General features: G+C 67.9%; 22 protein-coding genes. 13 read left to right on the forward strand and 9 right to left on the reverse strand.

The window, feature by feature from the left end; all coding sequences use genetic code 11:
- Window positions 1-10: 10 nt before the first annotated feature.
- From U5771_RS05480 to U5771_RS05500, 5 genes are all read right to left on the reverse strand, one after another.
- Complete coding sequence (locus tag U5771_RS05480) at window positions 11-322, reverse strand: hypothetical protein (RefSeq protein WP_322023035.1); 312 nt, start codon at window positions 320-322, stop codon at window positions 11-13.
- A gap of 58 nt (window positions 323-380) precedes the next feature.
- Window positions 381-2,402, reverse strand: a complete 2,022-nt coding sequence (locus tag U5771_RS05485) for a BCCT family transporter (RefSeq protein ID WP_322023036.1) — start codon at window positions 2,400-2,402, stop codon at window positions 381-383.
- A 285-nt stretch (window positions 2,403-2,687) separates the two neighbouring features.
- The gene (locus tag U5771_RS05490; RefSeq protein WP_322023037.1) at window positions 2,688-3,875 is read right to left on the reverse strand and encodes a porin; all 1,188 of its coding nucleotides are present in this window, start codon (window positions 3,873-3,875) and stop codon (window positions 2,688-2,690) included.
- 119 nt (window positions 3,876-3,994) lie between these two features.
- On the reverse strand, window positions 3,995-6,415 hold the full coding sequence (locus U5771_RS05495) for a glycoside hydrolase family 31 protein (RefSeq protein WP_322023038.1): 2,421 nt from the start codon (window positions 6,413-6,415) through the stop codon (window positions 3,995-3,997).
- A 27-nt stretch (window positions 6,416-6,442) separates the two neighbouring features.
- Complete coding sequence (locus U5771_RS05500) at window positions 6,443-7,714, reverse strand: MFS transporter (protein WP_322023039.1); 1,272 nt, start codon at window positions 7,712-7,714, stop codon at window positions 6,443-6,445.
- Between the two features lie 449 nt (window positions 7,715-8,163).
- Here U5771_RS05500 and U5771_RS05505 point away from each other — a divergent pair, with 449 nt between their 5' ends.
- The 8 genes from U5771_RS05505 to U5771_RS05540 all read left to right on the forward strand — a co-directional run bounded on the left by U5771_RS05505 (window position 8,164) and on the right by U5771_RS05540 (window position 17,567).
- Window positions 8,164-9,114, forward strand: coding sequence for a MurR/RpiR family transcriptional regulator (locus tag U5771_RS05505; RefSeq protein WP_322023040.1), 951 nt, complete (start codon window positions 8,164-8,166; stop codon window positions 9,112-9,114).
- Entirely contained in the window at window positions 9,111-10,097 is a 987-nt protein-coding gene (locus tag U5771_RS05510) for an isoaspartyl peptidase/L-asparaginase (protein WP_322023041.1), read from the forward strand. Before U5771_RS05505 ends, U5771_RS05510 begins: the two co-directional genes overlap by 4 nt.
- Window positions 10,098-10,124: 27 nt before the next feature.
- Window positions 10,125-12,074 (forward strand): dipeptide ABC transporter ATP-binding protein, encoded by a 1,950-nt coding sequence (locus tag U5771_RS05515; RefSeq protein ID WP_322023042.1) that lies wholly within the window; start codon window positions 10,125-10,127, stop codon window positions 12,072-12,074.
- Between the two features lie 129 nt (window positions 12,075-12,203).
- Window positions 12,204-13,766, forward strand: a complete 1,563-nt coding sequence (gene gsiB / locus U5771_RS05520; RefSeq protein WP_322023043.1) for a glutathione ABC transporter substrate-binding protein GsiB — start codon at window positions 12,204-12,206, stop codon at window positions 13,764-13,766.
- Between the two features lie 67 nt (window positions 13,767-13,833).
- Window positions 13,834-14,754 carry a glutathione ABC transporter permease GsiC gene (gsiC, locus tag U5771_RS05525; RefSeq protein ID WP_322023044.1) on the forward strand — a complete coding sequence of 307 codons (921 nt, stop codon included), beginning with the start codon at window positions 13,834-13,836 and terminating at the stop codon, window positions 14,752-14,754.
- A gap of 13 nt (window positions 14,755-14,767) precedes the next feature.
- On the forward strand, window positions 14,768-15,661 hold the full coding sequence (gene gsiD / locus U5771_RS05530) for a glutathione ABC transporter permease GsiD (protein WP_059818930.1): 894 nt from the start codon (window positions 14,768-14,770) through the stop codon (window positions 15,659-15,661).
- A complete protein-coding gene (locus tag U5771_RS05535) occupies window positions 15,661-16,743 on the forward strand; it encodes a P1 family peptidase (protein ID WP_322023045.1) in 1,083 nt (360 codons plus the stop codon). Before gsiD ends, U5771_RS05535 begins: the two co-directional genes overlap by 1 nt.
- Window positions 16,740-17,567 (forward strand): M55 family metallopeptidase, encoded by an 828-nt coding sequence (locus U5771_RS05540; RefSeq protein WP_322023046.1) that lies wholly within the window; start codon window positions 16,740-16,742, stop codon window positions 17,565-17,567. The genes U5771_RS05535 and U5771_RS05540 overlap by 4 nt, the downstream gene beginning before the upstream one ends.
- A 35-nt stretch (window positions 17,568-17,602) precedes the next feature.
- Here U5771_RS05540 and U5771_RS05545 read toward each other — a convergent pair whose 3' ends face one another.
- Entirely contained in the window at window positions 17,603-18,370 is a 768-nt protein-coding gene (locus U5771_RS05545; protein WP_322023047.1) for an alpha/beta hydrolase, read from the reverse strand.
- 142 nt (window positions 18,371-18,512) lie between these two features.
- Here U5771_RS05545 and U5771_RS05550 point away from each other — a divergent pair, with 142 nt between their 5' ends.
- Complete coding sequence (locus tag U5771_RS05550; RefSeq protein WP_322023048.1) at window positions 18,513-19,292, forward strand: helix-turn-helix transcriptional regulator; 780 nt, start codon at window positions 18,513-18,515, stop codon at window positions 19,290-19,292.
- Between the two features lie 473 nt (window positions 19,293-19,765).
- On the opposite strand, the gene pcaG is transcribed toward U5771_RS05550, so the two are convergent.
- The 3 genes from pcaG to U5771_RS05565 all read right to left on the reverse strand — a co-directional run bounded on the left by pcaG (window position 19,766) and on the right by U5771_RS05565 (window position 21,926).
- The gene (pcaG, locus tag U5771_RS05555) at window positions 19,766-20,359 is read right to left on the reverse strand and encodes a protocatechuate 3,4-dioxygenase subunit alpha (RefSeq protein ID WP_322023049.1); all 594 of its coding nucleotides are present in this window, start codon (window positions 20,357-20,359) and stop codon (window positions 19,766-19,768) included.
- A gap of 3 nt (window positions 20,360-20,362) precedes the next feature.
- The gene (gene pcaH, locus U5771_RS05560) at window positions 20,363-21,070 is read right to left on the reverse strand and encodes a protocatechuate 3,4-dioxygenase subunit beta (protein WP_322023050.1); all 708 of its coding nucleotides are present in this window, start codon (window positions 21,068-21,070) and stop codon (window positions 20,363-20,365) included.
- Between the two features lie 292 nt (window positions 21,071-21,362).
- Entirely contained in the window at window positions 21,363-21,926 is a 564-nt protein-coding gene (locus U5771_RS05565; RefSeq protein ID WP_322023051.1) for a YiiX/YebB-like N1pC/P60 family cysteine hydrolase, read from the reverse strand.
- A gap of 120 nt (window positions 21,927-22,046) precedes the next feature.
- Here U5771_RS05565 and U5771_RS05570 point away from each other — a divergent pair, with 120 nt between their 5' ends.
- The 4 genes from U5771_RS05570 to U5771_RS05585 all read left to right on the forward strand — a co-directional run bounded on the left by U5771_RS05570 (window position 22,047) and on the right by U5771_RS05585 (window position 24,708).
- A complete protein-coding gene (locus U5771_RS05570; protein ID WP_322023052.1) occupies window positions 22,047-22,784 on the forward strand; it encodes a helix-turn-helix transcriptional regulator in 738 nt (245 codons plus the stop codon).
- Between the two features lie 77 nt (window positions 22,785-22,861).
- On the forward strand, window positions 22,862-23,848 hold the full coding sequence (gene pcaQ / locus U5771_RS05575; RefSeq protein ID WP_322023053.1) for a pca operon transcription factor PcaQ: 987 nt from the start codon (window positions 22,862-22,864) through the stop codon (window positions 23,846-23,848).
- Between the two features lie 134 nt (window positions 23,849-23,982).
- Entirely contained in the window at window positions 23,983-24,342 is a 360-nt protein-coding gene (locus tag U5771_RS05580) for a type II toxin-antitoxin system RelE/ParE family toxin (RefSeq protein ID WP_322023054.1), read from the forward strand.
- 69 nt (window positions 24,343-24,411) lie between these two features.
- On the forward strand, window positions 24,412-24,708 hold the full coding sequence (locus U5771_RS05585; protein WP_322023055.1) for a Fis family transcriptional regulator: 297 nt from the start codon (window positions 24,412-24,414) through the stop codon (window positions 24,706-24,708).
- Window positions 24,709-25,220: the final 512 nt, after the last annotated feature.

Raw genomic sequence — 25,220 nt, forward strand, 5'->3', positions numbered from 1 at the left:
AGGGCCGGTATCAGCCGCGCCTCGCGCGCAACATCAGCCACGCGCAGCCGGCCGCAACCAGCGCGAGCCCGAGCAGCACAGCCTCGACGCCGAGCGCGAAACCGCGCGGCATCTCGCCGCTGTTCGGCACGGGCGACAGGTTGACGGTGATCGCGATCGCGCCGCCGGCCAGCAGTGCGATGCAGACGACCCAGTAGATCCTGCCGCGCGTCGTGGCGGTGCGAATCCGCCACAACGCGAGGCCGACACCGCCGAGGTACAGCACCGCGAGCGTCGCGAGCGCGATGAAGTCGCCGATGCGATCGTGCAGCAGGCCGCTCATCGTGCGGCTCCGTCGGGTGCCGCGCGTTGGCGCGACGCGACGAACGCGAGGGTCTCGCTCATTCCGCCTCCGTTGCGTGCCCCGGCGCACGGCTCAGCAGATGCGTACGCCGGTCGGCCGCGAGCGAGACGTAGCGTTCGTACTGGCGCAGCACGTCGGCGATCAGTTCGTCGCCGCGCAGGTATTCGACGTCGTAACCGAGCCGGCCGTCCGCGAAGAACGTGACGATGCCGTACACGTGCGGACGCTCCGGTTCCGGCTCGGCCGCTTCCGGTACGAGGAAGGCGGCGGCGGATTTCACCGTCACACGTGCGCCATAGACGAAATCGCGGTGTTCCGCGGTCGGCACGGTCAGCCGTACCGCGTCGTCGCTGTCGCGCTGCACGTGCGCGTCGACGCCGCCCGCCCGCAGTTCGTCGGCGACTTTGCGCAGCGCGGGCTCGACGGTTTCCGTGACGAACTGGCGCGCGTCGGCCTCGGTGGTTTGCCGCAGGATGTGCGTCAGGCGATGGCGCCAGTGCTGGCCGGTCCAGAAGCTCGTCGCGGGCGCGACGTCCTGCGAATAGTGCGCGCGATCGGCGGCGAGCCCGCGCCACAACCCGTAGCACAGCGCGAGCATGATCAAGGCGACCGGCAACGCGGCGATCAACGTCATCGCCTGCAGTGCGCCGAGCCCGCCTGCAACCAGCAGCACGGCCGCCGTCACACCCAGCAGCGCGGCCCAGAACAGCCGCTGCCAGACCGGCGAATGCGCGGCGCCGCGCGTCGCGATCTGGTCGATCACGAATGCGCCCGAATCCGCGGACGTGACGAAGAACACCGCGATCAGCACGATCGCGACGATCGACAGCAATTGCGGCAGCGGCAGGAAATCGAAGAAGCGGAACAGCAGCGCATCGACACTGCCGGCCGCTTGCGCGAGCGCGCCGGCCGCGCCGTGCGTGTCGAGCCAGATCGCGCTGTTGCCGAACACGGTCATCCACACGAGATTGAATGCGGTCGGCACGAGCAGCACGCCGATCACGAACTGGCGGATCGTGCGGCCGCGCGAGATCCGCGCGATGAACATGCCGACGAACGGCGACCACGATACCCACCACGCCCAGTAGAGGATCGTCCAGCCGCCGAACCAGCCTTCCTCGCGCGGCGGTGCGTAAGCATAGGTGCGGAACGAAAGGTCGACGAGGCTCGACAGGTACTGGCCGATGTTGTCGCCGAGCGCGCGCAGCAGGAACGCCGTCGGGCCCGCGACGACCACGAACGCGAGCAGCAGGAACGCCAGCAGCAGGTTCAGCTCGGACAGCCGCCGCACGCCCTTGTCCAGGCCGCTCGCGGCCGATGCGCCGGCCAGGGTCACGACGATCACGACGAGCCCGATGCGGAACGCGTTGCCGCTCGTATCCCAGCCGGCGACCGTATGCAGGCCCGCGCTCAACTGCATCACGCCGTAGCCGAGCGTCGTCGCGATGCCCGCGACCGTGCCGACCAGCGCGAACGCATCGACGGTGTGGCCGATCCAGCCGTTCACGCGCTCGCGCAGCACCGGATACAGCCCGGAGCGCAGCGTCAGCGGCAGGTTGTAGCGGAACCCGAAATACGCAAGCACGAGCCCCATCAGCCCGTAGATGGCCCACGCATGGAAGCCCCAGTGGAAGAAGGTCATCAGCATCGCCTCGCGCGCGGCGGCAGGCGTGCCGGGGTCGACGGTCGGCGGCTTCAGGAAGTGCTGCATCGGCTCGCCGACGCCGAAGTACATGAGGCCGATCCCCATGCCCGCCGCGAACAGCATGGCCGTCCACGACAGGAAGCTGAACTCGGGCTCGGCATCGTCGGGGCCGAGCCGGATGTTGCCGAAGCCGCTGGCCGCGATCAGCACGAGAAACACGAGGAACGAGGTGACGGCGAGCACGTAGAACCAGTCGAAGTGCGCGACGACCCATTGCTGGCCGGAGGAGAACAGCGCACCGGCTTCGTTCGGGAGCAGCGCGCACACGGCGAGCAGTCCGCCGATGACCGCGAGTGCGGGCAGCACGACCTGGGGCTTGAAGGTCGTGCGGGGCGAGGGACGGGATTCTGGCATGACGGGCATCCAGTTGTGGGCGCAACGAGGCGCGACGCCGCCCGGCGCGCACGTCGCGCGTCGGACCCTGATACGGCGTGCGTCGAGTGTACCGCGGTGTCAGGACTGCAAGAAGGGGCATGCAGCAGGGATCAACCTGACGAATTGTAAGGTATCGGGGCGATCACGAAAACCCGCACGCAGCGTGCCGCGTGCGAAAGCAGGAGGGGGCGAGGATCGGAAACCGGCGTCCCGGACGACGCGGATCGTCCGGGACGGAAGCGGGCGAAGCGCTGCCGCGCAGGTTCAGAACGTCACGGCGATCCCCGCCATGCCGACGAACTGGCCGTGTGTCGTCGACGGCGTGAGCTGCTGCGAATCGCCGACGATCGGCGCCGCGTCGACGATATGGCCGGCACCTTGCGCGCCGAGCGTCTGCCCGCTCGAATGCGTGTATGCCTGCAGCGCATAGAGCGTCGTGCGCTTCGACAGGCTGTACGACTCCTTCAGCGAATATTGCTGGTAGCGGGCCGCGTCCGACACGCCGTTCGCCTTCGACGCGAGCGTGTACGAGAACGCGCCGGCCACCGAGAAGGTCGGCGTGAAGCGGTACGCGGCGAGCGCGCCGTAGGTGTTGAACACGGCCGTGTCCGTGAACGCGGAGCCGTGGCCGGGCAGGTACTTCACGTTCGAGTAGTTGAGGCCCATCGTCAGGTTGCCGAGCGTGTAGTTGCCGGCCGCTGCGACCTGCTCGACGGCCTTCGCGGTCAGGTAGCCCTGGTTCAGCACGGACACCGCGAAGCTGCCCGACGCCGCGGTCGCCGGGTTCAGGAAGCCCGCCGACGAGCCCGAACTGTTGATGCGCAGGTAGCCGGCCGCGATCCCGATCGGCCCGTTTGCATAGCGGAGCGCGGCGCTGAACGTGTTGCCCTTGCCGGTTGCGCCGGCGATGCCGCCGAACGCGTACATCGCGCTCGCGGTCAGCCCGGAGAAGGTCGGCGACGTATAGGTGACCGAGTTGTTCACGCGGATCGTCGTGTCGAGGCCGTCGATGTCGCCCGGATGCGCGCCCGTCGCGCCGGTCAGCCAGCTGCTCGGCGCGTACGGGCCGACCAGCAGGAAGTACGGCGTGTACTGGCGGCCGGCCGTCACCGTGCCGTAATGGTCGTTGCGCAGCCCGACGAAGGCCTGGCGGTTGAAGATCGTCCCGGCGGCGGCCTGCGCGCCGGTGTTCAGGTTGAAGCCGGATTGCAGGTCGAAGATCGCGTGCGTGCCGCCGCCGAGATCCTCGTCGCCGCGCAGCCCGAACTTCGACGCATACAGGTTGCCGTCGCGCATGTACACATTCGAGTGGCCTTGCTGGTTGTTCACGTACGCGATCGAATCGTCGACCACGCCGTACAGCGTCACGCTGCTCTGCGCATGCGCGGCGGAAGCGCCGAGCGACGCGGCCGATAAAATAAGGATTGCATAGCGATGACGCGGTGCTTTCATTGTCGATCTCCAAGTCTCTTCAGGGGGCGGGAGGCTGGGTGGCCTCCTCTTTGGTGGAGGGGCGGGCCGCGTGCGCGGCCCGCCCGATCAGGGTTCTGCGTTTGCGCGGTCTGTCACGGTCAAGCGTCGAGCGCCACGACGAGGCGACGCCACGCGCCGTCCCGCGCATCGTGTTCGACGCGCGCGCCGCGCACCGCAAGCGCGCCTTGCAGCGACGCCGGCAGCAGGATCTCGACGCGCTCGGCGGGGCGATGCATGCGGCCGTCCCAGCGGACCGACACGCCGAGTTCACCCGACGCCTGGCGGCCGGTCTCGATGCGCCACAGCCCGTATTCGCCGTCGCGCCATGCTTCCGTTTCACCGTCGTCCTCGACGCATTCGCCGTATGCGACACCGTCCTCGATGCGCGGCGCGACGAGGAAGCCGCGTGTGTCCGCACGTGTGCCGAACCGTTGCTCGGCGACGTTCAGCGGCAGCACGCGGCCTTCGCGCAACAGCATCACCGGCGTGTCGAGCGGCGCGGGCAGCGTCACGCTCGCGCCGCCGTCGAACGACCGCGCGCTCGCGCAGCACAGCCAGCGCGCGCCCGACGGCAGGTAGACCGTGCGCTCCGTGCGGCCCGGGTCGACCACCGGCGCGACCAGCAGCGCGTCGCCGAGCATCATGTCGTCGCATTCGTCGTAGCAGCGCGGGTCGCCGGGGAAGTCGCCGAAGGTCGGCCGCAGCACCGGCTCGTAGCGGGTGGTCGACAGCCACAGCAGGTGATAGAGATAAGGCAGCAGCCGGTAGCGCTGTTTGATGAGCGACGCGATCCGCGTGGTGATCTCCGGATACATCCACGGCTCGTTGACGGTGCCGTCGTCATTCCACGAATGGATGCTGAAGCGCGGCATGAAGATGCCGAACTGCACCCAGCGCAGCAGCAGCTCGGGCGACGGCGCGGGACCGGAAAAGCCGCCGATGTCGTGACCGATGTTCGACACGCCCGACAGCGCGAGCCCGAGGCCCATCTTCAGGTTGTAGCGCAGCGTTTCCCACGATGTGTAGTTGTCGCCGGACCAGGTCTGCACGTAGCGCTGCATGCCGGCGCCGCCGGAGCGCGACACGAGGAACGGCCGCTGCGCCGGCGCATGCGCGCGCTGCGCGTCGCGCGACGCGCGCATCATCAGCATCGTCTGCAGCACCTTCGCCTCGCGTGCGGGGAACGGCTGGCCGAAGCCGTGCGCGATCGCGTCGGGCGACCAGATCTCGTATTCATTGTTGTCGTTCCAGGTCGACTCGATCCCGTAGTCGAGCAGCGCCGACGTGACCTGCTCGCGCCACCAGCGGTAGGCATCCGGCTGGGTGAAGTCGATATACGCACCGACCTCGTCCCAGAACTGGACCCACGCCGGCTCGCCGGACGCCGAGCGGATCAGCAGCCCGCGCTGTGCGGCGTCGTCGAAAGCGGGGTGGTCGCGCAGCAGGCACGGCTTGATGTTCGCGCACAGGCGGATGCCGTGGTCGCGGTAGTGCTGCACGAAACCCTTCGCGTCGGGAAACTTCTCGCGGTTCCAGTTGAACACGTAGCGCTTGGGGCCGATCGACGTATAGCCCGACGAAAGATGGAACGAGTCGCACAGGATGTCGTGCGCGTCGCACTGCTCGACGAACTGGTTCATCTGCCGCTGCGCGTCCGGCGCATCGGTGTAACGCATCGTCGAGCCCGAATAGCCGAGCCCCCATTTCGGCGTGCGCGCCGGGCGCCCGGTGAGCCACGTGAAGCGCCGTGCGGCCGTCAGCGGCGTGTCGGGCGACGCGATGAAGTAGTAGTCGAGATCGCCGTGCTCGGCGACGAAGTAGCGGTACAGCCCGTGGTAGTTGTCGAGCTCGCGGCCCATGTCGAACGCGCAATCCGACAGCGTGTCGTAGAACAGCCCGAAGCCCTGGCACGCGTCGGGCGACCACGTCACGTAGAACGGAATGTGCTTGTAGAGCGGGTCCGTGTGCTTCGCGCTGTAGCCCATCGCGTCGATATTGCGCATCTCGAAGCGCGCGCCGGTGCGATCGAGGTCGCCCGCGCGTTCGCCGAGGCCGAACACCTTGTCGCCGCGCGCGCGTGCGACGTAGTGATAGGCGCGGTCGTCCCACCAGCCGAAGTTGTACGCCTGCGTTGCGCGGTCGGCGAGCACGACGCGCCACGCGCCGTCGGCGCCGCGCATCGACCACGTGCAATGGCCGCCTTGCCGGCTCACGGCGAGACGGATCTGCGCGGTTTCGATGCGCACGCCGTCGTCGTCTTCGACCAAGTCGTGGACGGGCAGCGCGAAGCCGCTCAGGTCGAGACGGTCGCGCCCGTCGAGCGGCACGTCATCGAGGCCCGGTGCGATCGTCCAGGTGCGCGGGTTGCGCGCCGTCGCGTCGGGCAGCACGCGCACACGCACGATGTCGTCCTCGAGCACGAAGATCTCGAGGGTCGCGCCCGCGTCGGACGTGAGCAGCACGCGGTTCGCCTGCCGGGCGGCGACGCGGAACACGGGCGGATGAAGAAGCGAAGTCATGAAGGCGATTCCTGGTGAGGGCGGGTGTCAGGCGTGCTGCGCGAGCAGGCGTTCCTGCTTCGACTGCCCGCGGATCAGCACCGCGAGCAGCGTGACGCCGATGATGTCGAACAGGCCGAGGCACGCGAACAGCGGGGCGTAGCCGATCTTGTCGGCGAGCGCGCCGACCAGCAGCGAGAAGCCGAGCCCGCCGATCCACGCGGCCATGCCCGCGAAGCCGCTGGCGGTGCCGACTTCCTCGGGATCGAACACGTCGGCCGACAGCGTGTTGACGAGCGCGGAGATCATCTGGTGCGCGAAGCCGCCGACGCAGAACAGGGCAATGGCCGTGTACGGCGACGAGACGAGCCCGATCATCGCCGGCCCGACCATCAGCACCGCGCCGAGCGCGACGCCGGCCACGCGCGACCACACGAGCGGCAGTTTGAACCGGTTCGCGAGGTAGGGCGACAGGTAGCCGCCGGCGATGCCGCCGAGGTCGGCCGCGAGAAACGGCATCCACGCGAAGATGGCGATCTGCGTGAGCGGCATGTGGCGCTCGGTCGCGAGGTACAGCGGAATCCAGAAACTGAAGGTCTGCCATGCGGGTTCCGCGAAGAAGCGCGGCAGCGCGATTGCCCAGAAACGGCGCGCGGTGACGACGTCGCGAATCCGGCGTTTCGACACGGCCGGCATCGTGGCCTGGCCGTCGCGGATCAGCGTGCGCTCCTGCGACGTGATGCGCGGATGATCGGCCGGCGACCGGTACTGCGTGTACCAGAGCGCGGCCCATACGAAGCCGAGCGCACCGGTGATCATGAACGCGGATTGCCAGCCGAACCGCACCGACAGGAACACGACGAGCGGCGGCGCGATCGCGGCGCCGAGCGATGTGCCCGCGTTGAAGTAGCCGACCGCGACGGATTTCTCGCGATCGGGAAACCATTCGGCGACGGCCTTCATCCCCGACGGAATCGCGGCGGCCTCGAACAGCCCGAGCAAGCCGCGCAGGATGCCGAGCGACAGCCAGCCCGACGCGAAGCCGTGCGCGACGCCGACCACCGACCACAGCATCGCGAACAGCGCGAACCCGAGCCGCAGCCCGATCAGGTCGACGACGAACCCGCACACCGGCTGCATGATCGTGTAGCCGATCTGGAACGCGCCGACGATGTACGAGTACTGCTGCGTCGAAATATCGAACACATGCTTCAGTTCCGGTGCGAGCACCGCGAGGGAGTTTCGTGCGAGGTAGTTGAGGATCGTGCCGAGACATACCAGCACGATGATCCACCAGCGCAACGCCTTGACTGTTTTCACTGCTGTCTCCTGATCCATGCAAGTCGCCCGGCTGGGGTGTCTTGCTGTGTCTTATTTGTACGATGTCCGATCTTTTTGGGCGCCGATTCGCCAGATTTCTACCGGAATTGCCGTGTTCGATCGAACATTCCGCTTCGGTAGAAGTTCAATGTTATCTGACGACTGATCATTTTCGAACATCCTATGTTCGAATTCGAATCCGGTCAACGTGAATCTGCATTCGAACGAACGCGCTCGGGGTATTCCCGATCGGTCTGCAGACAGGATGTCCGGTGCGTTGCACGACGACTGAGCACCGAACGCCCGCATGACGGGGCCGAGCGGCTGTCGCACGACCGACTGCATCAGGCGGGCCCGGCAGGGGGCGTGACAACCCTGCTGAAAATTTATTTTTTTCCTGCCGGCAGATTGTGTAAATTGATTTTCATCTACCTTGCAAATCCATTCGCATGACGCCTCTCGTTCCGCACGATGCCAGTCAGGACGAATCCGCGATCGCGGAACGCATCGCCTCGGCCATGCCGCGGATGACGCCGATCCACCGCCGGATGGGCGAGTTCGTGCTCGCGAATCCGTTCCGCGCGGCGACGATGCGGATCGACGAGCTCGCGCAGGCGGTGAATGCATCGATCGCGACTGCGAACCGCTTCGCGAAGGCGCTCGGCTTCGACGGCTATCCGGCGATGCGCGCGGCGCTCGTGCGCGGCTTCGAGGCGACGCTCGGGCCCGTCGAGCGGCTGCGTTCCGCGCAGGAACAAGAGCAGGAGCAGGGCGTGCGCGGCGCCGCGTGGATCGACGCGGTGTTCGACCAGGCCGTCACGAACATCGAGAACACGCGCGCGCAGCTGGATGCGGCCGACGTCGAGGCGGCCGTCGAGGCGATCGTCGGCGCGCGGCGCGTGCTGATCCTCGGCGCCGGTTCGAGCGCATTCCTGGCCGGGCTGATGGAACATGGCTTGTCGGTATGCCACGACAACGTGCAGTCGCTCGCGCTGCTCGGCGGCCCGTCGCATGCGGCGCGGCGCCTGTATACGGCCGACGCGCGCGATCTCGTGATCGCGCTCGCGTTTCCGCGCTACGTGAAGGACACGATCGAGCTGGCCCGCCGCGCGGCGGCGCGCGGCGCACGCGTGCTCGGCCTGTCCGACGGGCCCGGTTCGCCGCTTGCCCCGATCGCGTCGCTGAATCTGTACGTCAAGGCCGAGCGGCGTTTCGCGGCCACGTCGGAAGCGGCCGTGCTGACGATGATCGAGGCGCTGATCGACGCGGTCGCGCTGCGCACGCACCGCTCCGCGAAGTCCGCCGCCGAAATGACCGAATTCCTGTTGCCGTGGCTGATCCAGCCGCAAACGGCGCTGCCGGCCGCCAACCCTTCTTCCTCCGGTCCGAATAAATCATGACTTCACCCGCGATCGTCGCGATACATGGCGGTGCAGGCACGATCCTGCGCGATGCGATGGACACCGACACCGAACGCCAGTACCGCGCCGAACTCACCGCGATCCTGCAGGCCGCGCAACAGGTGCTCGCCGACGGCGGCAGCGCGCTCGACGCCGTCACCGTCGCGGTGCGGATGCTCGAGGACTGTCCGCTGTTCAACGCCGGGCGCGGCGCCGTCTATACGGCCGAAGGCAAGCACGAGCTCGACGCGGCGGTGATGGACGGCACGACGCTCGCGGCCGGTGCGATCTGCTGCGCGACCCGCGTGCGCAATCCGGTCCTCGCCGCGCGGCGCGTGATGGAAGCGAGCGAGCACGTGCTGTTCGCCGGCGCGGGTGCCGACGCGTTCGCGGCCGCGCAGGGCCTCGAGCTCGCCGAGCCCGGCTACTTCGACACCGAAGCGCGCCATGCGCAGTGGGTCAAGGCACGCGCGGTGGCCGGCATGATGCTCGATCACGATGCCGCGACCTTCGCGTTCGGCGCCGGGCAGCGGGCCGAGCCGCTCGATCCCGATCGCAAGCACGGCACGGTCGGCGCGGTCGCGTGCGACATGCACGGCCATATCGCGGCGGCGACGTCGACCGGCGGCATCACCAACAAGCAGCCGGGACGCGTCGGCGATTCGCCGATCATCGGCGCCGGCTGCTACGCGGACGATGCGACCTGCGCGGTCTCCGCGACGGGCACCGGCGAGATGTTCATCCGGCTCGCGACCGCGCATGACGTGGCCGCGCAGATGGCCTATCGCGGCGCGTCGCTCGCCGCTGCCGCGCACGACGTCGTGATGAACAAGCTGCCGCGCCTGGCCGGGCGCGGCGGGATCGTCGCGGTCGACGCGCACGGCAACGTCGCGATGCCGTTCAACACGGAAGGGATGTATCGCGGCTACGCGCGCGTCGGCGAGACGCCCGTGGTCGGCATTTATCGCGACGATGCGGCCTGATCCCGGATCGCACGAGGAGACCTTCGCATGACTTCGAGCCGAACCCCGTCCGCACTGGTGCTGCCGGAACAGCGCGTCGTCGCCGTCGACGACCTGTCGGTCATGTTCCGTCGCGAAAACGCGACGTTCGACGCGGTGCGCAACGTGTCGTTTCACGTCGATCGCGGCGAGACGCTCGCGATCGTCGGCGAATCGGGCTCCGGCAAGTCGGTCACGTCGCTCGCGCTGATGCGGCTCGTCGAGCACGGCGGCGGCGAGATCACGAGCGGCCGGATTGCGTTGCGGCGGCGCGGCGGCGCGCTCGTCGACCTTGCGCAGGCGAGCGCGGCGACGATGCGCGGGATCCGCGGCGCGGACATCGCGATGATCTTCCAGGAGCCGATGACGTCGCTGAACCCGGTGTTTACGGTCGGCGACCAGATCAGCGAGGCGATCGCGCTGCACCAGTCGAAGAGTGCGACCGAAGCGCGCGCGGAAGCGTTTCGGCTGCTCGATCTCGTGCGCATTCCGGAGGCGCGCCGCGTGTTCGCGCGCTATCCGCACCAGTTGTCCGGCGGGATGCGGCAGCGCGTGATGATCGCGATGGCGCTGTCGTGCCGGCCCGCGCTCCTGATCGCCGACGAACCGACCACCGCGCTCGACGTGACGATCCAGGCGCAGATCCTGCAACTGATCCGCGGCCTGCAGGACGAAATGAACATGGGCGTGATCTTCATCACGCACGACATGGGCGTGGTCGCTGAAGTGGCCGACCGCGTGCTCGTGATGTATCGCGGCGAGAAGGTGGAGGAGGGCGAGTCCGAGCGCATTTTCGCGACGCCCGCGCATCGCTACACGCGTGCGCTGCTCGCAGCCGTGCCGCGGCTCGGCTCGATGCACGGCACCGATATTCCCGAGAAATTCCCGCTGCTGAAGGTGGACGTCGCGAGCGCGGCCGCGCCGGCGCCTGCCGCGAACGAAGCGAACGAAGCGAACGATGCGAGCGCTGCGAGCGCTTCGGCCGCGGTTCCCGCCGCCGGGCAGCCGCACGTCGATCCGGCCGCCCCGCCGATCCTGCGCGTGCGCGATCTCGTCACGCGGTTTCCGGTGAAGAGCGGCGTGTTCGGCCGCGTGTCGCAGTACGTGCATGCGGTCGAGCGCGTGAGCTTCGAGCTGCGCGCGGGCGAGACGCTGGCGCTCGTCGGCGAATCGGGCTGCGGCAAGTCGACCACCGGCCGCTCGCTGCTGCGCCTCGTCGAATCGCAGAGCGGCTCGATCGAATTCGACGGCCGCGACATCAGCGCGCTGAAGGGCCATGACCTGCAGGCGCTGCGCCGGAACATCCAGTTCATCTTCCAGGATCCGTTCGCGTCGCTGAACCCGCGCCTGACGGTCGGCTTCTCGATCATGGAGCCGCTGCTCGTGCACGGCGTCGCGAGCGGCCGCGAAGCGCAGGCGCGCGTCGACTGGCTGCTCGACAAGGTCGGCCTGCCGCCGGAGGCCGCGCGCCGCTATCCGCACGAATTCTCGGGCGGCCAGCGCCAGCGGATCGCCATCGCGCGCGCGCTCGCGCTGAACCCGAAGGTCGTGATCGCCGACGAATCGGTGTCCGCGCTCGACGTGTCGGTGCAGGCGCAGATCGTGAACCTGATGCTCGACCTGCAGCGCGAGCTCGGCGTCGCGTATCTGTTCATCTCGCACGACATGGCCGTCGTCGAGCGCGTCAGCCATCGGGTCGCGGTGATGTATCTCGGCCAGATCGTCGAGATCGGTCCGCGCCGTGCGGTGTTCGAGGCACCGCAGCATCCGTACACGAAGAAGCTGATGAGCGCGGTGCCGGTGGCCGATCCGGCACGCCGGCATGCGCCGCGCCAGCTCGCGGCGGACGAGATTCCGAGCCCGATCCGCGCGGCCGGCGACGAGCCGGTCGTCGCGCCGCTCGTCGCGGTCGGCCCCGACCACTACGTCGCGACGCATCGCGTCGGCGGCGCGTATTGATTGCGCGGCGAGGCGCATATGGACCGCAGCTGCGCACGCGCCAGGCAACGGCGTCATTTTCCCGAGCGGATGCAGTCACGCCGCGATTTCCACCACGCGTTACCGAATCATCCACAGGAGCCAGACAAAATGAACAAGCCGCATTCGTTCCCGATGTTCCGTCCGCGCGCGTTCCTCGCCGCGGGGGCCGGCGCGCTCGCGCTGTCGGTCGCGGCGCCCGCGTTCGCGCAACAGAACGTCGTGGTCGCCGTGTACTCGACGTTCACGACGATGGACCCGTACGACGCGAACGACACGGTGTCGCAAGCCGTCGTCAAGTCGTTCTACGAAGGGCTGTTCGGCTTCGACAAGGACATGAAGCTCGTGAACGTGCTCGCGACGAGCTACCAGGCGTCGCCCGATGCGAAGGTCTACACGGTCAAGCTGCGCCCGGGCGTGAAGTTCCACGACGGCACCGACTTCAACGCCGACGCAGTGAAGGCGAACTTCGACCGCGTGACCGATCCGGCGAACAAGCTGAAGCGCTACGGGCTGTTCCGCGTGATCGAGAAGACCGAGGTGGTCGATCCGCTGACGGTGCGCTTCACGTTGCGCGAGCCGTTCTCCGCATTCATCAACACGCTCGCGCACCCGTCGGCGGTGATGATCTCGCCGGCCGCGCTGAAGAAGTGGGGGCGCGACGTGTCGCTGCATCCGGTCGGCACGGGCCCGTTCGAGTTCGTCGAATGGAAGCAGACCGACGACATGAAGGTGAAGAAGTTTGCCGGCTACTGGAAGAAGGGCTATCCGAAGGTCGATTCGATCGACTGGAAGCCGGTGGTCGACAACAACACGCGCGCCGCGCTGCTCAAGACCGGCGAGGCGGATTTCGCGTTCACGATTCCGTTCGAGCAGGCGGCCGACCTGAAGAGCAATCCGAAGGTCGAGCTGATCGAGCGGCCGTCGATCATCCAGCGCTACATCTCGCTGAACACGCAGAAGAAGCCGTTCGACAATCCGAAGGTGCGTGAAGCGCTGAACTACGCGGTCAACAAGGAAGCGCTCGCGAAGGTCGTGTTCGCCGGCTATGCGACCCCGCAGACGGGTGTCGCCCCGGTCGGCGTCGAATACGCGACCAAGCTCGGCCCCTGGCCGTACGATCCGGCGAAGGCGCGCGCGCTGCTGAAGGAGGCCGGTTATCCGAACGGCTTCGAGTCGACGCTCTGGTCCGCTTACAACCATTCGACGGCGCAGAAGCTGATCCAGTTCGTCCAGCAGCAGCTCGCGCAGGTCGGCGTGAAGGTGCAGGTGCAGGCACTCGAGGCCGGCGAGCGGGTCGCGAAGGTCGAGAGCGCCCAGGATCCGGCGACGGCACCGGTGCGGATGTACTACAGCGGCTGGTCGGCCTCGACGGGCGAGGCGAACTGGGCGCTGTCGCCGCTGCTCGCGTCCACGTCGGCGCCGCCGAAGCTCTACAACACCGCGTACTACAAGAACGGTACCGTCGACGACGATCTCGCGAAGGCGCTCGAGACGACCGACCAGGCGAAGAAGGCCACGCTGTACGCCGACGCGCAGAAGCAGGTGTGGGCCGATGCGCCGTGGATCTTCCTGGTGCAGGAGAAGATCGTCTATGCGCGCAGCAAGCGCCTGCACGGCATGTACGTGATGCCGGACGGCTCGTTCAACTTCGACGAAATCTCGGTGAAATGACGGCGGTTCGCCCGCTGCGCGGCGCCGGCGGCGCAAGCTGCCGGCGCGCTGATTCGATCGGTGCCCCATGCTGAATTTTCTCGTCAAACGCCTGTTCGGCCTGCTGCCCACGCTCGCGATCGTCGCGGTGCTGGTGTTCCTGTTCGTGCACCTGCTGCCGGGCGATCCGGCGCGGCTCGCGGCGGGGCCCGAAGCCGACGACGCGACGGTCGCGCTCGTGCGCGCCGATCTCGGGCTCGACCGGCCGCTGCCCGCGCAGTTCGCGAACTTCTTCGTGAAGATCGCGCACGGCGATTTCGGGACGTCGACGCGCAGCAAGCGGCAGGTGTCGACCGAGATCGGCGAGCGCTTCATGCCGACGCTGCTGCTGACGCTCGTCAGCATGGTGTGGGCGACGGCGTTCGGGATGGCGATCGGAATCGCGTCGGCGGTATGGCGCAACCGCTGGCCCGACCGCCTCGGGATGACGATTGCCGTGTCGGGCATCTCGTTTCCGGCGTTCGCGCTCGGCATGCTGCTGATGGAGATCTTCTCGGTGAAGCTCGGCTGGCTGCCCGTCGTGCCGGACGGCACCTGGAAGAGCTACGTGCTGCCGTCGCTGACGCTCGGCGCCGCGGTCGCGGCCGTGATGGCGCGCTTCACGCGCGCGTCGTTCGTCGAGGTGCTCAACGAGGACTACGTGCGCACCGCCCGCGCGAAGGGCGTGCACGAGCCGCTGGTCGTGCTCAAGCACTGCCTGCGCAACGCGATGATCCCGGTCGTCACGATGATGGGGCTGCAGTTCGGCTTCCTGCTCGGCGGCTCGATCGTCGTCGAGGCCGTGTTCAACTGGCCGGGGCTCGGGCGCCTGCTGGTCGATGCGGTGACGATGCGCGACTACCCGGTGATCCAGGCGATCGTGCTGCTGTTCTCGCTCGAATTCATCCTGATCAACCTGACCGTCGACGTGCTGTACGCGGTCATCAACCCGACCATCCGGTTCAAGTGAGAGCGAGGCGAGCATGAACGCGACTGTCCAGCCCGCGGCGTCGGCCGCATCGAGCGCGATCCGCACGCCGTGGCGCGAATTCTGGCGCAAGTTCCGCAAGCAGACCGTCGCGCTGGTCGCCGGCGGCTTCGTGCTGGCGCTCGTCGTGCTCGCGTTCGTCGGCCCGCACATCGTGCCGTTCGATCCGGAGAACTATTTCGACTACGACGCGCTGAACGCGGGGCCGTCGGCCGTGCACTGGTTCGGCGTCGACTCGCTCGGCCGCGACATCTTCAGCCGGATCGTCACCGGCACGCGCATCTCGCTCGCGGCCGGCTTCTTCTCGGTCGCGCTCGGCGCGCTCATCGGCACGTTCTTCGGGCTGCTCGCCGGCTACTACGAAGGCTGGTGGGACCGCATCACGATGCGCGTGGCCGACGTGCTGTTCGCATTCCCGGGGATCCTGCTCGCGATCGGCGTGGTCGCGATCCTCGGCAACGGGATGGTCAACGTGATCTGCGCGGTCGCGATCTTCAGCATTCCGGCGTTCGCGCGGCTCGTGCGCGGCAATACGCTGATGCTCAAGCACATGACCTACGTCGAAGCCGCGCGCAGCATCGGCGCGTCCGACTGGACGATCATCATGCGGCATATCCTGCCGGGCACCGTGTCGTCGGTCGTCGTCTACTTCACGATGCGGATCGGCACGTCGATCATCACGGCCGCGAGCCTGTCGTTCCTCGGGCTCGGCGCGCAGCCGCCGACCCCGGAGTGGGGCGCGATGCTCAACGAGGCGCGCGCGGACATGGTGACCGCGCCGCACGTCGCGATCTTCCCGAGCCTCGCGATCTTCCTGACCGTGCTCGCGTTCAACCTGCTCGGCGACGGGCTGCGCGACGCGCTCGACCCGAAGCTGGAGCGGCGCTGATGCAGGCAGTATCCATGTGGGCCGCGACGCTGCCGGCCGGGCCGCGCGGCACGATCGCCGACGTGCCGGGCGTGACGGTCGGCCATGCGACGCTCGATGCCGGCGCCGTGCAGACGGGCGTCACCGTCGTGAAGCCGCACCCGGGCGACCTGTACCGCAGCAAGGTGCCGGCCGGCGCGGCCGTGATCAACGGCTTCGGCAAGAGCGTCGGGCTCGTGCAGGTCGACGAACTCGGCACGCTCGATACGCCGATCGCGCTGACCAATACGTTCGGCGTCGGCGCGGTCGCGCAGGCACAGATTCGCGCGGCGATCGCGGCGAACCCGCGGATCGGCCGCGACTGGTCGACCGTCAACCCGCTCGTGTTCGAGTGCAACGACGGCTATCTGAACGACATCCAGGCGTTCGCGGTGACGGTCGCGCATTACGACGACGCGTGCCGCACGGCGGCGCGCGACTTCGCACGCGGCGCGGTGGGCGCCGGGCGCGGGATGTCGTGTTTCGATCTGAAGGGCGGGATCGGCTCTGCATCGCGCGTGGCCGTCGCGGCCGGCAGGCCGTACACGGTCGGCGCGCTGGTGCTCGCGAATTTCGGCCGGCTGCCGATGCTGACGCTCGGCGGCGTGCCGCTCGGGCGCGTCGTCGCGCAGCGGCACGCTGCCGCGCACGCGCACGCGGCGCCGCCGGAGCAAGGCTCGATCATCCTGCTGCTCGCGACCGATGCGCCGCTCGACGCGCGGCAACTGTCGCGGCTCGCCCGCCGCGCGGGTGCGGGGCTCGCCCGCACCGGCTCGGTCTACGGGCACGGCAGCGGCGATATCGCGCTCGCCTTTTCCACCGCGTACACGATCGCGCACGATGCGTCGACCGTCGCGCTGCCGGCCCTCGTGGCCGATGCGGCGCTCGATCCGCTGTTCATGGCCGCGGCCGAAAGCGTCGAGCACGCGATCGCCGACGCGCTGCTGCAGGCCGTGACCGTGGCCGGGCGCGACGGCCACGTGCGGCAAGCGCTGCGCGACGCGGTGCCCGATCTCGATCGGTTATTCAACGAAGGCAACGAAGGACGTCCGATCCATTCATGAAGATTCTGATCTCGACCGACATCGAGGGTGTCGCCGGCGTGTTCGCCACCGAGCAGACGCGTGCCGGAAATCCGGAATACGAGCGTGCGCGCCGCTGGATGACCGCCGAGGCGAACGCGGCGATCGAAGGCGCGTTCGCGGGCGGCGCGCAGGCCGTCTGGGTCAACGATTCGCATGGCGGCTTTCGCAACCTGCTGCCCGACGGGCTCGATGCCCGTGCACGCGTCGTGCTCGGCAAGCCGCGCACGCTCGGGATGATGGCGGGCCTCGAACAGCAGCCCGACCTCGTGTTCATGATCGGCTTTCACGCGAAATCGCAGACGCGCGGCGTGCTCGCGCACACGATCAACGGCTTCGCGTTCACGCAGGTGTGGCTGAACGGTGTCGAACTCGGCGAAGCCGGGCTGTACGGTGCGCTGGCGCGCGAATACGGCGCGCACGTCGCGCTGGCGTCGGGCGACGACGTATTTGCCGAGGAAACCCGGCCGCTGTTTCCGGACGCGCGCTTCGAGACGGTCAAGACGGCCGGCGGCGCATCGAGCGGCGACACGCTCACGCCGGCCGCGTCCTGTGCGCGCATCGCGACGGCCGCACGCGAAACGGTCGTGCATGCGCTGTCGTCCGGCTGGCGCGCGACCGCGCATCGGCCCGCGCCGGCCGCTTGCACGCTGCGCGTGCAGACGGCCGCGCTCGCCGATCTGTTCTGCGTGCTGCCGTCGCTCGAGCGGGTCGATGCGGTGACGCTGCGCTTCGACGGGCCGTCGGTCGAGCACGTGGTGCGCACGCTGAACAGCCTGTCGGCCATGTCGTTCATGCTGCGGTGATGCGTGCCGGCCGGATGCCGCCCACGCGCGGCGCGTCACGCACCCGGTGCGAGGTCTGCCGCCGTGTCGAGCAGGAACGCTTCCATCGCGGCGACCAGCGCGAGCGGGGTTTCGTTCATCGGGTAATGGCCGGCGTTGCGCAGCACGTCGACGGTCGCGCGCGGATAGCGCCGCAGATAGGTGCGCGCCATCAGCGCCGCGTCGTGCTCGCCGATCAGCACCTTCACCGGCGGGCGGCCCGTGATCTCGTCGCTGAAATCCGTGTCGGCCCACGCGCGGAAGTACGCACCGAACGCGCGCGGCGACGAACAGGATGCCGAGTACGCGGCTTTCCACTCGACCCAGGCGGCGGGCAGCCGGCCGCCGGTGCTGCGATCGATGATGCTCCTTCGATCGGCGAGATGGTCGGCGGCGCGTTCGAATAGCGCGCGTCGCGCGGCGTCGAACGGCAGGCCGCCGCACGGCACCGGCGCGATCGGCACCAGCGCGCGCACCCGGTCGGGCGCCACGGCGGCGACCTTCTCGATCGCCATGCCGCCCATCGAGTGGCCGACGAGGCTGAACGTGCGCCAGCCGAGCGCGTCGGCGAGCGCGAGCGTGTCGGCGGCGATTTCGGCGATCGAGTACGCGCCGTGCGCGTCGCGCATGCGGCCGTAGCCGCGGTAGTCCATGAACACATAGGTGAAGCGTTCGTGCGACAGCCACGCCTCGACGGGCTCGAACGCGTGCGCGTCGCCGAACCAGCCGTGCAGCACGAGAACAGGGTGGGGGCCGTCCCCCACCCGATGAAACGTATTGGGCATTTCCGCTCCGCTGAAGTCGCTATCCGGCCGATTCGGCCGTCGGGTCTTGCGGCCGTCCGGTCGCGCAAGCGTGGAGCGGATCGTAGACCGATCGAAGGTGACCCGCCTTCGATATCGGGTCATTCATGATGGAATTCGGGCCTTGAGAAATACGCTGCTGGATCCCTACGAACACATTCCCCGTAGCGTCGTGGTGACCGCCAACGACTACGCGGCGGGTACGACGTTTCCGGAGCACGCGCACCGGCGCGGGCAGTTCGCGTTCGCGTCGCGCGGCACGATCAGCGTGTCGACGCCGCACGGCCGCTGGCTGGTGCCGCCGCAGCGCGCGTGCTGGATGCCGGCCGGCGTGCGGCACGAAATGACGATGACCGGGCCGGTCACGATGCTCAACACGTTCGTGTCGGACGCCGCCGCCGAGGCCGCGGGGCTGCCGGACCAGTGCGGCGTGTACGGCGTGTCGCCGCTCTTGCGGCAACTGATCGACGACGCGATTGACCTGCCGGCGATGTACGACGTCGACGGCCGGGCGGGCAAGCTGATGGCGCTGCTGGTCGCGGAAATCGCGACGATGCCGCGGCTGTCGCTGCACGCGCCGCTGCCGGCCGACGCGCGCCTCGCGAAGATCTGCCGGCATCTGTTCGCGTCGCCGTCGATCGCCGCCGATCTCGACCAGGTGGCGACCGACGCGGGCGTGAGCCGGCGCACGTTTACGCGGCTGTTCCGCGCGCAGACCGGCGTGAGTTTCGCCGCCTGGCGCCAGCAGGTCTGCATGCTGGCGGCGATTACCCGCCTGAGCGACGGGCAGCCGGTGACGCGTGTCGCGTTCGATCTGGGATATGCGAGCGCGAGCGCCTTTACGTCGGCGTTTCGCCGCATCCTCGGCGAAACGCCGAGCCGGTATCTGGAGGGTCGCCGCTAGCCGGAACGGATGCGGCGGCGAGCGTGGTGGCGAGTGCGGCGGCGTGCCCCGGTCGCGGACGAAAAAAACGCGCCTGCCAGGTTTCGGTCAGACGCGCTTAAAGGCACTCGGTCAGAAAAAATGCGCGATCAGCCAGCGGGGCAGGGTTCGCGCATTGTTCGTTAAATTGTTGCCTCTTCCGATTCAATTCAGTCGGTGTGTGGCGGATAGCAAAGCATACGCCGCATAACGCGCAAGCGGTATCGTGCGGGCCCAACGATTCATGTGCTGTCGCAGCATGCGTTTCAATCGCGCGTTCGATGCCGGAAGCGGAAGTCGTCACCCTTGTGCGTTGGCGATCGCGATCGGGCGTGCTGCGGCACGGCATCGAATGTGGGTGCCCGAAAACGAAAACCGCCGTGTGGCGCGATGCCTGTTGGTATCGCGCCACACGGCGGCTCGGTGCGGGCAGCCGGCCTGCGCCGGCTCGCGCGTCACACGTCGAAGAACACGGTCTCGTCCGGCCCCTGCATGCGGATGTCGAAGCGGTACACGACGGGCCGGCCCGGTTGCGCGTCGCGCTTCGCGACGAGCGTCGCGCGGCGTTCGGCCGGCACCAGGTTCAGCACCGGATCGGCCGCGTTCGCCGCGGCTTCGTCGTCGAAATACACGCGGGTGAACGCGTGGGTCAGGATCCCGCGCATCATCACGGTGACGTTGATGTGCGGTGCTTCGTCGGCGGCGATGCGGCCCGGCTTCACCGTCGGGACGACGAAGCGCTGCTGTGCATCGGTGCCCGTGCCGACGCGTGCGAAGCCCGTGAAGCCGGATTTCGCGATGTCGTCACGCGACGCGGGATAGCGGCCCGCGCCGTCCACCTGCGTGAATTCGAGCACCGCGTCGCCGACGACGTTGCCGTCGCCGTCGAACACCTGGCCGACCAGCAGCACGTGCTCGCCTTCGGCGTCCGGCGTGGCGATCGCCGGCGTGAACAGGCTCTTCAGGTCGTAGTCGTATTGCTGCGGGCACAGGCCGTACGCGAAGTACGGGCCGACCGTCTGCGAAGGGGTTTGCTTCAGCGTCGTCATGGTTCAGCGCTCCATCGGGGTAGCGTCGCGGCCGCGCAGCACGATGTCGAATTCGTAGCCGAGCGCATAGCCTTCTTCGGTGATGTCCATCGAGAAGCGCGAGATCAGGCGGTCGCGCGCCGCTTCCGGCGTGCCCTGGAAGATCGGGTCGTACGCGAGCAGCGGGTCGCCGGGGAAGTACATCTGCGTGACGAGGCGCGAGCCGAAGTAGTCGCCGAACAGCGAGAAGTGAATGTGATTCGGGCGCCACGCGTTCGGATGGTTGCCCCACGGATACGCGCCGGGCTTGATCGTCAGGAAGCGGTAGCGGCCTTCGTCGTCGGTCATGCAGCGGCCTGCGCCGAGGAAGTTCGGGTCGAGCGGCGCGTCGTGCTGGTCGACCTTGTGCACGTAGCGGCCGGCCGCGTTCGCCTGCCATACCTCGACGAGCGTGTTGCGCACGGGCTTGCCGCCGTCGTCGAGCACGCGGCCGGTGACGACGATGCGCTCGCCGAGCGGCTCGCCGTTCTTCACGGCGTTCTTCGTCAGGTCGTGGTCGAGCGCGCCGAGATCCTCGGCGCCGTAGACGGGCGCGTACTGGTCGCGCAGCTTTTCCTTCAACGGGATCATCGGGCGCGTCGGGCCGCGCTTCACCGACGAACGGTACTCGGGGTGGACATACGCGGGATGCGACGGCCAGTCGCGCGGCGTGAGGATCGTGGGGGAATCCATCGGGCGTCTCCTGATAAGTATTTCGCGAAGTGGATGGCAAGACTTTAGCCAATCCGGAAAGTTATGCAAAATGACCTTTTTTCGCGAATCGCATAACCGTTCGTTATGCTCGGCGGCGCCAATGAAAATCCGCCGGACAGGCGGCCTGTCCGGCGGAAAAAGCGATCGGGCTTCGCGTCGTCGGTGACGACTCCGTGCACGGCCCTCCAGCCAGCCCGTCGCTGCTTTTTTTGTGTGTCGTTGTTGTTGTTATCCGGTCTCCCCGGGCGTGCCCGTCGTTCGTCCTTCGTCGTTACGGCCGGGCGGGATCGAAGACGATCCCGTCGAATTCGAGCGACAGCGTGCCGCTGCGCAGCAGCGCGGTCGGTGTCGCGTCGCGGTCGGTGCCGAGCACGTCGCTCACGTAGTTCGCGCAGAACCCGCGCTGCGACAGCAGGTTGAACCGGCTGCCGAGCAGCGCGTCGATCCGCTGTTCGGCCAGCGCGTGCACATTGCGCTGTGCGTCGGCGGTCGGTGCCGCGACGCGGCGCGCCAGCGCGATGCGCCCGCCGTCGGCGCGGGCGACGAAGCGCGACAGCGGCGTGAGCTTCGTCCGCGCAAACGCGGGCTCGGCGATCAGCGGCTCGTCGCCCGACGTATCGACGACGATGCCGAAGCGATCGGCCCACGCGCCTGCATTGCCTGCCGCGTCGCGGGATACGCCAGCCGGTACGCGGATGAACACGAGATCCCCGACGTGCGCGCCGGCCGCCAGCGTGCGCACCGTGGCGAGCGGCAGCGTGCGATCCGTGGCGCGGGCGTCGCGCGGCGCGGGGTGATGCGGGTCGAAGGCAGGGGTGTCGGTTCGGGTGCTCATCGCGGCTCCGTCGGTGCGTGACAGGACGGAGCGGATTATGCAGACAAGTATCCAAAAGTGCTTGTGTGGATGCTTGGGTAGCCTAATATCCGACCTTGAGCATCATTTTTCGATACCAACGTGACCGAGACCGCCCAACTCATCGAAACGCTGAAGCGCCAACTGAAGGCGCAGGGAATGACCTACCGCGACGTCGCGCGTGCGCTCGACGTGTCCGAGACGAGCGTGAAGCGGCTGTTCGCGAGCGGCCGCTTCACGCTGGAGCGTGTCGCGGAGATCGCGCAGCTGCTCGGCTATACGCTCGCGGAGCTCGTGCAGGAGGCGTCGGCGTCCGCGCCGCGCTTGCGCGTGCTGACCGAGCAGCAGGAGGCGCTGCTCGTGTCGGACGAGAAGCTGCTGCTCGTCGCCGTCTGCGCGATCAACTACTGGACCGTGCAGGACATCGTGTCGGCCTATCGCGTCACACAGGCCGAGTGCGTGAAATACCTGCTGATGCTCGACCGGATGAACGTGATCGCGCTGCTGCCGGGCGACCGGATTCGCGTGCGTGTCGCGCGCGATTTCGACTGGCTGCCGGGCGGGCCGATCCGCCGTTATTTCCAAGCGCACGTGCTCGACGATTTTCTCGGCAGTCGCTTCGACGGCCCGGGCGAGACGATGACGTTCCTGCAAGGGATGCTGACGGACGCGGCCGCCGCGGAGCTCGAACAGGAGCTGCGGCGGCTCAGCAGCAAAGCGGCGGCGCTGCATGCCGAGTCGTCGTCCGCGCCGCTCGGGCAGAAGCACGGCACCGCGCTGCTGATCGCGAAACGGATCTGGGAGCCGACCGGATTCCACGCGCTGCGGCGTCATGCGTGACGCTGCGCCGAACACTTGGGTCTTTCCGAAAAGTTATGCAAAATGGTGCGATACCACCATTCACATAACCGCCCGTTATGAATAACCGTATCGCCGACGGCCGCGTCAAATTCCGGCACCTGCAGTGTTTTCTCGCGGTCGCGCAGTTGGGCGGCGTGCAGAAGGCGGCCGAAAGCCTGTCGATCACGCAACCGGCCGTGTCGAAGACGATCGCCGAACTGGAGTCGATCCTCGGCGTGAAGCTGTTCGAACGGGGGCGGCACGGCGCGCAGCCGACCCGCGAGGCGCAGCTGTTCATCCCGCATGCGAATGCGTGCGTGCTGGCGCTGCGGCAGGGCGTCGGGCTGCTCGCGCGCGAAGGCGGCGCGGCCGCGGCGACGCTCGAAATCGGCATGCTGCCGACGGTTGCGGCATCGCTCGCGCCCGCGCTGATGAAGGCGCTGACCGCACGCTGGCCGCGCATCGTGGTGCGAATCGCGACGGCCGCGAATGCCGAACTGCTGGAGCGCCTGAAGGCGGGGGCGATCGAATGCGCGATCGGGCGCCTGTCGGAGCCGGAGCGGATGATCGGGCTCGCGTTCGAGCAGCTGTACAACGAGCCGCTCGTCGCGGTCGTGCGCGCCGGCCATCCGCTGCTGGCGAGCGCCGCACCGGCCGCCGAGCTCGCGCGCTATCCGGTCGTGTTGCCGCCGTTCGGCACGCTGATCCGCCAGTCGGCCGAGCAACTGCTCGGCGCATGCGGCGCGCCGCCGCTGGATTCGTTCATCGAGGTGCTGTCGGTGTCGGTCGCGCGCGCGCTCGCGCTCGAGAACGACGCCGTGTGGTTCGTGCCGCTCTATGCGGCCGAATACGACCTGTCGGCCGGTGCGCTCGCCCGGCTGCCGCTGCCGTCCGCAGGCACCGACGAGCCGGTCGGGCTCGTGCTGCGCACCGATGCGCAACCGTCACCCGTCGCCCGGACGCTGATCGATGCCGTGCGCGACATCGCGCAGGCACGGTTCGGCGATGCGCACGCCCGTCGCGCGCCCCGCGGCGCGCGCAAGCCGGCTCGCCGCGAGCGTTGAGACGCCGGGCAGGGCGTGGGCGGGCGACGTCCGGCTGCCGTTCTTTCATCGTCATTGGTTAGCCGTTCGGTCAGTAGCGGGAGTCGGCGTGCTTGGCATATCGTATCGTTTTTGGTACGCTCGATGATACGACGATGGCGAGACAGCAGATTCAGATCACGCTCGGCGTGCGGTTCTTCCGCACCGCGCGTGGCAACGAGCCGGTGCGCGAATGGCTCAAGGCGCTCGGGCAGCTCGAGCGCAGGGTGATCGGCGAAGAGATCAAGACCGTTCAACTCGGCTGGCCGCTCGGCATGCCGCTGGTCCGGAAGATGTCGACGGATCTGTGGGAAATCCGCGTGATGTTGCCGTGCCGAAGCGCGCGCGTGCTGTTCACGGTCGTCGGCGACACGATGGTGCTGCTGCACGCGTTCTTCAAGCAGTCGCAGGCCACGCCGTCCGACGATCTCGATGTAACCGTCGCGCGGCTGAAAGCGCTGACGCGCGCCATCTGAATTCCCCCGCTTGCGCCGGCACATGCGATCGGCGCGTGCCGGCCGGCAACGCGATGCATTGGAGTACCCATGACGACCACGAACAACCCGCATATCGGCAGCGACTTCGACACCTTCCTCGAGGAGGAGGGCCATCTCGAAGCGGCCACCGCCACCGCGATCAAGCGCGTGATCGCGTGGCAGATCGGGCAGGAAATGAAGGCGCAGCACATCACGAAAACGGCGATGGCCGCGCGGATGAAGACCAGCCGCGCCGCGCTCAACCGTTTGCTCGACGAAACCGACACGAGCCTCACGCTGGCGACGCTCGCGAGCGCGGCGGCCGCGCTCGGCAAACGGCTCAGCTTCGAGCTGGTGCCGGCCTGACGGGCGCCCGCTGAACCGGCGGGCAGCCGATTTCCGATGGAGGCTCACGCTGTTTTCCGGTGAGTCCCATGGAGGGCGCGGCGGCTTACCGGTTCGCGGTGTCGTTCATTTCCGCTGTCGTGGTGCAAATTGATTGGATTGAAGACTCAAATTGTTCCAGCACAGCGCACCCTCCGGTGGTTATTCAAACCACTATAGAAAATCGCTGTTACCCGACATACGTAATGCGCCTTCAGTCGGGTTGCGATATCCGAGGCCGCTTGCCTTTTGGGCGACGTCCAAGGACGGTCGATTGCATGTTAATCGGGCACAACTGACGTTCGAATTTCTTGGATTTTCAGACTCTTTCCAGTGAAGTGCTAAAGGAATTCGGACTCGTTCTATTTTTACCAATTGATGTTTTTCATACATTCGAAAAGATCTGCAATGTGACGTGCAACTGTGCTCAGTAAGACAAACGTTTGCGCTCGACTCAACTGCAGTGGATGCGCGAATAAAGGAAAACGATGAGC

This window comes from Burkholderia sp. BCC1977 (genome assembly GCF_905339595.1).
Classification (GTDB): Bacteria; Pseudomonadota; Gammaproteobacteria; order Burkholderiales; family Burkholderiaceae; genus Burkholderia.